The sequence below is a fragment of the Planomonospora corallina genome, assembly GCF_042650625.1.
Taxonomy (GTDB): domain Bacteria; phylum Actinomycetota; class Actinomycetes; order Streptosporangiales; family Streptosporangiaceae; genus Planomonospora_B; species Planomonospora_B corallina.
The window spans coordinates 619,007-627,415 of record NZ_JBHSBM010000017.1; the positions used below are offsets into that span (position 1 = coordinate 619,007).

Here is an 8,409-nt window from a genome sequence, read left to right on the forward strand (position 1 = left end):
GTGGCCTGCGGGTTCGAGCGGGTGGAGGTCGAGGTCACCGGCCCCGTCGGGGAGCCGGTCCGCGCCGCCTACGCCTGGCACGCCTCCGGCACGCCCGGCGGATCCGGCCCGGCCGTGCCGACCGCCGTGGTCGAGCTGGCCGAGGCCTCAGGTCTGCGCCGCCTGCCCCCCGCGCAGGAGGCTCCGGCCGGGGACGCGCCCGCCCGGAACGGCTCCGCCGGGCACGCCTCCGGCGCCGGCGCGTCCGCCCCGGCCGGAGGGCCGGCCGCGCACGGCGGCGTCCGGCTCGCCCCGCTCACCGCGACCAGCCGGGGCACCGGCGAGCTCATCGCGCACGCCGTACGGCGCGGCGCCCGCCGGATCGTCCTCGGCCTGGGCGGCAGCGCCTGCACCGACGGCGGCACCGGGATGATGGCGGCGCTCGGCGTGCGCTTCCTGGACGCCGCCGGGCTGGAGCTGCCGCCCGGCGGAGGCGCCCTGCGGCAGCTGGAGCGCATCGACACCTCGGGGCTGGTCCCGCTCGACGGCGTCGAGTTCGTCGTCGCCTGCGACGTGGACAACCCGCTGCTCGGCCCGTACGGCGCCGCCGCCGTCTACGCGCCGCAGAAGGGCGCGGGCGCCGAGGACGTGAGGACGCTGGAGGCCGGCCTCGCCCGCCTGGCCGCGGTCGCCGCGCACACCCACGGCCTGACCGGCGCCGCCGAGCACGACGGCGTCGTCCGCTCCATGGGCGTGGCCGCGCAACCGGGCGCCGGGGCCGCCGGAGGCGTGGGCTTCGCCGCGGTCGCTTTCCTGGGCGCGGAGATCCGGCCCGGCATCGAGTACCTCCTCGGCCTGCTCGGCTTCGCGGAGCGGCTCGCCGGAGCCCGCCTGGTCATCACGGGCGAGGGCTCGCTGGACGAGCAGACCCTGCGCGGGAAGGCCCCCGCGGGCGTGGCCGCCGCGGCGGGGGAGGCCGGGGTCCCGGTCGTCGCGGTCTGCGGCCGCCGCGCCCTCGGCGACGAGGCGCTGCGGACGGCCGGCATCCGGGCCGCCTACGCCCTCACCGACCTCGAGCCCGACCCCGCGCGCTGCATGGCCGAGGCCGGCCCGCTGCTCGAGCGGCTCGCCGCGAAGCTCGCCGCCGACTGGCTCGAGGCCCCGGCCGCGCCGGAGGGCCGGGCCGCCGGCGCGCCCCTGTAACCCGGGCGGGTCCGCCCGCCCCGACGACCACCGCCGGAGGACGCCCGTGCACGATCTGGTCATCACGTCCCGCCGGGTGGTGCTGCCCCAGGGGGAGCGCCCCGCGGCGGTGGCCGTACGGGACGGCAGGATCACCGGGGTGCACGACCCGGACGCCGCCCCTCGCGCGGCCGAGCGGGCCGACCTGGGCGAGGTGGCGCTGCTGCCCGGGCTCGTCGACAGCCACGTGCACGTCAACGAGCCCGGGCGCACGCACTGGGAGGGCTTCGCCACCGCGACCCGGGCCGCCGCGGCGGGCGGGGTCACCACGATCGTGGACATGCCGCTCAACTCGATCCCGCCGACCGTGGACCCCGCCGCGCTGGCCGCCAAGCGGCGGGCGGCGGCCGGCAGGTGCGCCGTCGACGTGGCCTTCTGGGGCGGCGCGGTCCCCGGCAACCTCGGCGCCCTGCGCGCCCTGCACGAGGCCGGGGTCCGCGGCTTCAAGTGCTTCCTGTCCCCGTCGGGCGTGGCGGAGTTCCCGCCGCTGGACGCCGCGCGGCTGAAGGAGGCGCTGGCCGAGGCCGCCGCCTTCGACGGCCTGGTGGTCGTGCACGCCGAGGACCCGGCGCTGCTCACCGAGCCGGCCGGGCCCACCTACCCGGAGTTCCTCGGCTCCCGGCCGGGCGAGGCCGAGCGCCGCGCCGTCGAGCTGGTGATCGGACTGGCGGAGGAGACCCGCGCGCGGGTCCACATCCTGCACGTCTCCTCGGCACTCTGCCTGGAGCCGCTGGCCCGGGCCCGGCGGTCCGGGGTCATGATCACCGCCGAGACCTGCCCGCACTACCTCACGCTCGCCGCCGAGCAGGTGCCGGAGGGCGCCACCGCCTTCAAGTGCTGCCCGCCGATCCGCTCGGCGGACAACCGGGACGCGCTCTGGCAGGGCCTCGCCGACGGGGTGCTGGACTGCGTCGTCTCCGACCACTCCCCGGCCACGCCCGACCTGAAGGTGCCGGACTTCGCCGCCGCCTGGGGCGGGATCTCCTCCCTCCAGCTGGGCCTGCCGGTCGTCTGGACCGAGGCGTCCCGGCGCGGGTACGGCCTGCCCGACGTGGCCCGCTGGATGGCGCGCAACCCGGCGGCCCTGGCCGGGCTGGACGGCAAGGGCGCCATCGCCGTGGGCGCCGACGCCGACCTGGTCGCCTTCGATCCCGACGGGAGCCTCACCGTGGACGCGGCGGCCCTGCACCACCGCAACCCGGTCACGCCGTACCACGGCAGGACGCTCCGCGGGGTGGTGCGCACCACCTGGCTGCGCGGCCGCCGGGTGGGGGAGACCCCCTCCGGGGTCCTGCTGTGACCGGCCGCCCCGCACCCGGCGCTCCGCCGCCCGGCGACCCCGCCCCCGGCCGGGTGGGCGGACCCGGTCTCCGGAGGGACCCGGCCCCGCCCGCACGAGAGAGGCCCCGCCCGTGAACCCGTCTCCGAACCCGCCCGTGGACCCGCCCGTGGACCCGTTCACCGCCCTGCCGGACCTGGCTCTGCGCGCCTACGGAGGCTCGGTCGTCGCCGCCAGCGACGAGTCCTTCGCCGAGAAGGAGAACCTCATCCGGCCCGGCCGCCCGTCCTTCCGGCCGCACACCTTCGGCGCCAGGGGGCAGGTCTACGACGGCTGGGAGACCCGCCGCCGCCGCGAGCCGGGCCACGACTGGGCGCTGGTCCGGCTGGGCCTGCCCGGCGCGGTCCGCGGGGTCGTGGTCGACACCGCCCACTTCACCGGCAACCACCCGGCCTGCGCCTCGGTGGAGGCCGCCTCGGTGGAGGGGTATCCCACGGTCGCAGAGCTGCGGGCCGCCGAGTGGACGGAGATCGTCCCGAGGAGCGCCCTGAAGGGCGACGCGGAGCACTTCTTCGAGGTCGCCGGCGAGCGGTGCTACACGCACGTCCGGCTGAACGCCTTCCCCGACGGCGGCATCGCCCGGCTGCGCGTGCACGGCGAGCCCCGGCCCGACCTGTCGCTCCACGACGGTCTCGGGCTCGACCTGGCGGCTCTGGAGAACGGCGGGCTGGTCACGGACTGCTCCAACGCGTTCTACTCCTCGCCGAACAACGTCATCGCCCCCGGCCTGGCCCGCCACCAGGCCGAGGGGTGGGAGACCGCGCGCCGCCGCGGCGGCGGCAACGACTGGCTGGTCATCCGCCTGGCGGGCGCCGGGACCGTGAAGCTCGCCGAGATCGACACCACCAACCTGGTGTTCAACGCCCCCGGCTGGGCCTCGCTCACCGGGACGGGCCCGGACGGGGAGATCGTGCTGCTGCCGAAGACCCGGCTGCTGCCCGACACGCGGCACCGCTTCCGCATCGCGGAGACGGCGGTCGTCACCCACGTCAGGGTCGACATCTACCCCGACGGCGGCCTCGCCCGGGTCCGCCTGCACGGCGTGCTCGGCCGCTGAGCGGGAAGCGGCAGGAGGTGGCGCGGCCGGGATGGCGCGGCCGGGATGGCGACCAGCAGGGGTGGCGCGCCCGGCGCCCGCGCGGCCTGCCCGGCCGGGACGCCCCGGCCGGCCGGAGGGCCCTCAGCCCTCCAGCCAGACGTAGCCGGCGAACCGGCCGGTCGGGCGCCGCCTGCGGTGGGAGAACAGCTCCGGTGACTCGATCGTGCAGCGCGCGTCGTGCCGGACGTCGCGGACCCCCGCGCGGGCGAGCTGCGCGGTGACGCCCGCCCGCACGTCCACGGCGGGCGTGCCCTCGCGGGTGGTCGCCCACGCCTCGGGAACGGCCGCGGCCACCTCGGCCCGCATCTCGGCGGGGACCTCGTAGCAGAGCCCGCACGCCGCCGGCCCGACCACGGCGACCATCCGGGCCGGGTCGGCGCCGTGCTCAGCCATCGCCGCGACCAGCGCGGGCACCACCCCGGCCACGGTGCCGGGCCGTCCGGAGTGCGCCGCGCCCACCATCCCCGCCACCGGGTCGGCCACCAGCACCGGGGCGCAGTCGGCCACCAGCGCGGTCAGAGCGAGCCCGGGGACGTCGGTGAAGACGGCGTCCAGCGGGGGCGGCTCCGCGCCGAACGGCTCGGTCACGTGGCGCACATCGGCCCCGTGGACCTGCCGCATGAGCACCACGCGCTCCGGGTCCACCCCGAGGTCGGCGGCGGTCTTCTCCCGGTTGCGCCGTACCGCCTCGGGGTCGTCGCCGACGGCCCCGCCGAGGTTGCGGCTGCCGTACGGCTCGGCGCTCACCCCGCCGTGCCGGTCGGTGAAGGCGGCGTGGATCCCGTCGGCGAGCTGGAAGCGGTTCACGCGGGGAGGCTACCAGCGCGGGCGCACGGCCCGGCAGGCCGTATCCCTAGTGCCAGAGGACGACCTCGGTGCCCGGAGGAGCCTGCTGGCCGCCCGGCGGGCGCTGGGCCAGCACCCGGTTGCGGTCCAGCGCCTTGTTCACCCGGACCTTGAACCCGGCCGCGCGCAGCTCGTCGCGCGCGGCCTTGACGTCCTTGAACACCACGTTCGGGATGACGACGGTCATGCCGTCGCCGTCGGTGACGTTCTGGTCGTTGTTCTCCCACGGCCAGTGCCACTCGCCGTTGCCGCAGGCCGACAGGGTCATCCGGACCATCGCGCCCTTGTCGGTCTCCGCGCCGGCCTGGGGGTCCTGGGCGATGACCGTGCACGGCTGGGCCGCGTCGGTCTGCTCGACGAACTCGGGGACCAGACCGACGCTCTCCAGCGCGCTCTTGGCGGCGTCGCGCTGCATGCCCATGACGTCGGGCATCACCAGGCCGGCGCTCACGATGAGGTCGACCTTGGCGCCCTCCTTGACCTTGTTGCCCACCGCGGGGCTGGTCCGCATCACCTGGCCGCGCGGGACGGTCTCGCTGGCCTGCTTCTTGACCTCGTCGACGGTCAGCCCGGCCGCCGAGACCTTCTCCCTGGCCGCGTTGACGTCCTGGCCGACCACGTTGGGCACGGCCACCCGCTTGGGGCCGGCGGAGGCGAACAGGACGAGCTTGGAGCCGGGCTCCACCTCGGTGCCCGCGGCGGGGACGGTGCGCAGCACGATGTCCTTGGCGACCTCCTCGCTGTGCTCGGCCGGGCCGATCTCGACGGCGAAGCCGCGCTTCCGGGCCACGTCGGCGGCGATCGTGACGTTCTGCGTGACCAGGTTGGGCACCGTGGCCATGGTGGTCCGGGAGAACAGCCAGCCGGTCACGCCGATCCCGATGACCATCACCACGGCCAGCGCGGCCAGGAACCAGACCTTCGGCGACGGTCCCCTGCGGGTCGCCGGCGCGGGGGCCGCCGGGGCGGCCGGGGCGGGCTCGTCGAGGACCTCCACGCGGGGCTGGACCAGCGTCGGGCTGGCCGGGGGCGGCGCCGGCAGGGGCATCGAGGGCGCCGGGGCCGGCAGCGGGGCCTGGTGGGCGCCGGTCGCCGGCAGCGGGAGGGACGGGACCGGGCCCGAGTGGATCGGGCCCGAGTGGATCGGGCCGCTCTCCCGGGAGAGCATGCGGTGCGTCTCCACCGCGGCGATCAGCATCGCCGTGGCGTCCGCCGGGCGCGACTCGGGGTCGCGGGCCGTGGCCTGGGCCACCAGCGCGTCCAGCGGCTGCGGGGAGCCGGGCAGCAGCGCCGAGGGCAGCGGGACGGTGTCGTGCACGTGCCGGTAGGCGATCGCCATCGAGGTCTCGCCCTCGTACGGCTGGCGGCCGGTGAGCAGCTCGAACAGCATGATCCCGGCCGCGTAGACGTCGCTGCGCGCGTCGGCGGCCCCGGAGGTCACCTGCTCGGGCGACATGTAGGCGATGGTGCCGATCATGAGGCCGGTGCGGGTCTGGTTGGTCGCCTCGATCGCGCGGGCGAGGCCGAAGTCCACGACCTTGACCCGCCCGTCGTCGGCGAGCAGGACGTTCTCCGGCTTGACGTCCCGGTGGATCAGTCCGCTCTGGTGCGCGGCGCCCAGCGCGGCGAGCACCGGGATCATGACCTCCAGCGCCTCCCGGCCGGGGAGCCTGCCCCGGTCGCGGAGCACGTCGCGCAGGGTGCGCCCCGGCACGTACTCCATCGACAGGTAGACGTTGTCCCCGTCGGCGCCCTGGTCGAAGACCTGCACGACGTTGGGGTGCGACAGGCTCGCGACCGACTTCGCCTCGCCGATGAACCGGCGGACGAAGGAGGGGTCCTCGGCGAGGGTGCGGTGCATGACCTTGATGGCGACCGTGCGGTCGAGCCGGACGTCCAGGGCCAGGTAGACGGTCGCCATGCCGCCCCGGGCGATCCGGGAATCGACGCGGTAACGCCCGTCGAGGAGTCTCCCGACGAGGGGATCGGTTGGCGTCGTGTCCACCCGCCTGAGTTTACGGGCGATTTGCCGTCCGCATGCTCGTGCGGCTCCAAACGTGCGTCAAGAGGTAGGCAGTCTTGTCCGGATCTTTATGGATTCATAGGGGAAGATGCCTCCGCGTACCGGCGCCGGGGGATCCGGCCGGCCAGCCGGGCGGCCCGTCCCGCCTCCACCGCCGAGCGCATGGCCCGCGCCATGAGCTCGGGGTGCTGGGCCCGGGTCACCGCCGTGGCCAGCAGCACCGCGTCGCAGCCCAGCTCCATCGCGAGCGCCGCGTCGCTGGCCGTGCCGATCCCGGCGTCCAGGATCACGGGCACGCCCGCGGCCTCCGCGATGAGCTCGATGCTGTGCGGGTTGCGGATGCCCAGCCCGGACCCGATCGGCGCGCCCAGCGGCATGACCGCCGCGCAGCCCGCCTGCTCGAGCCGGCGGGCCAGCGCGGGGTCGTCACCGATGTACGGCAGGACCGTGAACCCGTCGGCGACCAGCCGCTCGGCCGCGTCGAAGGTCTCGATCGGGTCCGGCAGCAGGGTGCGCTCGTCGGAGATGACCTCCAGCTTGACCCAGTCGGTCTCCAGGGCCTCCCGGGCCAGCCGGGCGGTCAGCACGGCCTCGGCGGCGGTGAAGCAGCCGGCGGTGTTCGGCAGGACCTTGATGCCGCGCCGGCGCAGCACGTCGAGCACCGACCCCCGCGCGGACGGGTCCAGCCGCCGCATCGCGACCGTGGTCAGCTCGGTGCCCGAGGCGGCGAGCGCGGCGTCCAGCACCTCCAGGGAGGGCGCGCCGCCGGTGCCCATGATCAACCGGGAGGAGAACTTCTCCCCGCCGATGACCAGCCCGTCGCCGGCGCCGCTCATGCCGGCCGCGCCGTTCACCGCGCCGTCCGCCGCACCGTTCACGATGCCGGTCCCGCCTGTGCCGTTCACGTTCACCCTCCCTGCACCGCGGTGAGCACCTCGACCCGGTCGGTCTCGGTGAGCGGTGTGCTCTCCCAGGCGCCCCGCGGGACGACCTCGTCGTTCACCGCCACCGCCACGCCGCTGGTGGCGTCGGTCAGCCGCCGTACGGCCTGCGCCACGCTCGCCCCCGCGGGCAGCTCGTGCGCGGTGCCGTTGATCATCACGTTCAACGTCGCTCCTGCAGACTGCGGTCCTGGAAACGCTGCTCCCCGAAACGCAGGGGCGAGCAGAGCGCCGCCAGCCCTCCGGGGTCGCCGCTCTCCCCGAGGAGGAGGTCGGCGGTGAGCGGGGCCAGCAGGACGCCGCCCCGGTGGTGCCCGGTGGCCAGCGCCAGGCCGGGCAGGGCCGAGGGGCCGACCAGCGGGAGGTTGTCCGGCGTCCCCGGGCGCAGCCCGGCCGTCACCTCGGCCACCTCCAGCTCGGTCACGCCCGGGACCAGCTCCCGCGCGTCGCGCAGCAGCTCCCACAGCCCTCCCGCGGTCACCCGGGTGTCGAAGCCGAGCTCCTCCTGGGTGGCGCCGAGGACCAGCTCCCCGTCGCCGCGCGGGACGAGGTAGACGCGCCCGCCGTGCACGGAGGCGCGCACGCACCGGGACAGGACCGGCTCGGCGGAGCGCAGCCGCATGATCTGGCCCTTGACCGGCCGGACCGGCGGGAGCACCTCGGGCGGGAGGCCCTCCACGGTCCCGGACCAGGCCCCGGCCGCCAGGACCACCCGCTCGCCGCGGAGCACCGCGCCGCCGTCACCGTGACCGTCGCTGTCACTGTCACCGCCGCGCGTGCCGTTCCCGGCGCCGCCGGGGGAGGCGGCGAGCCGTACCCCGGTGACGGCGCCGCCGGACACCTCCAGCGCGGTCATCCGGGCCGGGACCACGGCGACGCCGCGGCGCTCCAGCGCGGCCAGCAGCGCCGCGGTGACCCGCCGGGGGTCCACCCACGCGTC

General features: G+C 76.5%; 8 protein-coding genes. 3 read left to right on the forward strand and 5 right to left on the reverse strand.

Annotated elements, in window-relative coordinates; translation table 11 throughout:
- The 3 genes from ACFOWE_RS15980 to alc form a co-directional block, all read left to right on the forward strand.
- Window positions 1-1,182: glycerate kinase (locus tag ACFOWE_RS15980; protein ID WP_377288406.1), on the forward strand; the 1,182-nt coding region annotated here is incomplete at its 5' end.
- A gap of 46 nt (window positions 1,183-1,228) precedes the next feature.
- Window positions 1,229-2,521, forward strand: coding sequence for an allantoinase AllB (gene allB, locus ACFOWE_RS15985; RefSeq protein WP_377288408.1), 1,293 nt, complete (start codon window positions 1,229-1,231; stop codon window positions 2,519-2,521).
- Between the two features lie 112 nt (window positions 2,522-2,633).
- Window positions 2,634-3,617 (forward strand): allantoicase, encoded by a 984-nt coding sequence (gene alc, locus ACFOWE_RS15990; protein WP_377288410.1) that lies wholly within the window; start codon window positions 2,634-2,636, stop codon window positions 3,615-3,617.
- Between the two features lie 123 nt (window positions 3,618-3,740).
- Here alc and pgeF read toward each other — a convergent pair whose 3' ends face one another.
- The 5 genes from pgeF to ACFOWE_RS16015 form a co-directional block, all read right to left on the reverse strand.
- The gene (gene pgeF / locus ACFOWE_RS15995) at window positions 3,741-4,466 is read right to left on the reverse strand and encodes a peptidoglycan editing factor PgeF (protein WP_377288412.1); all 726 of its coding nucleotides are present in this window, start codon (window positions 4,464-4,466) and stop codon (window positions 3,741-3,743) included.
- A 46-nt stretch (window positions 4,467-4,512) separates the two neighbouring features.
- Window positions 4,513-6,510, reverse strand: coding sequence for a Stk1 family PASTA domain-containing Ser/Thr kinase (gene pknB, locus ACFOWE_RS16000; protein ID WP_377288414.1), 1,998 nt, complete (start codon window positions 6,508-6,510; stop codon window positions 4,513-4,515).
- Between the two features lie 86 nt (window positions 6,511-6,596).
- Window positions 6,597-7,364 carry a thiazole synthase gene (locus ACFOWE_RS16005; RefSeq protein ID WP_377289148.1) on the reverse strand — a complete coding sequence of 256 codons (768 nt, stop codon included), beginning with the start codon at window positions 7,362-7,364 and terminating at the stop codon, window positions 6,597-6,599.
- A 71-nt stretch (window positions 7,365-7,435) separates the two neighbouring features.
- Window positions 7,436-7,636, reverse strand: coding sequence for a sulfur carrier protein ThiS (gene thiS, locus ACFOWE_RS16010; RefSeq protein WP_377288416.1), 201 nt, complete (start codon window positions 7,634-7,636; stop codon window positions 7,436-7,438).
- Window positions 7,633-8,409 (reverse strand): FAD-dependent oxidoreductase (locus ACFOWE_RS16015; RefSeq protein WP_377288418.1); only part of this gene is annotated, 777 nt, incomplete at its 5' end. The genes ACFOWE_RS16015 and thiS, both read right to left, overlap by 4 nt.

Coding starts and splice junctions, on each gene's coding strand:
- ACFOWE_RS16005 (WP_377289148.1), bottom strand. CDS start 7,364: ATGAGCGGCGCCGGCGACGGGCTGGTCATCGGCGGGGAGAAGTTCTCC.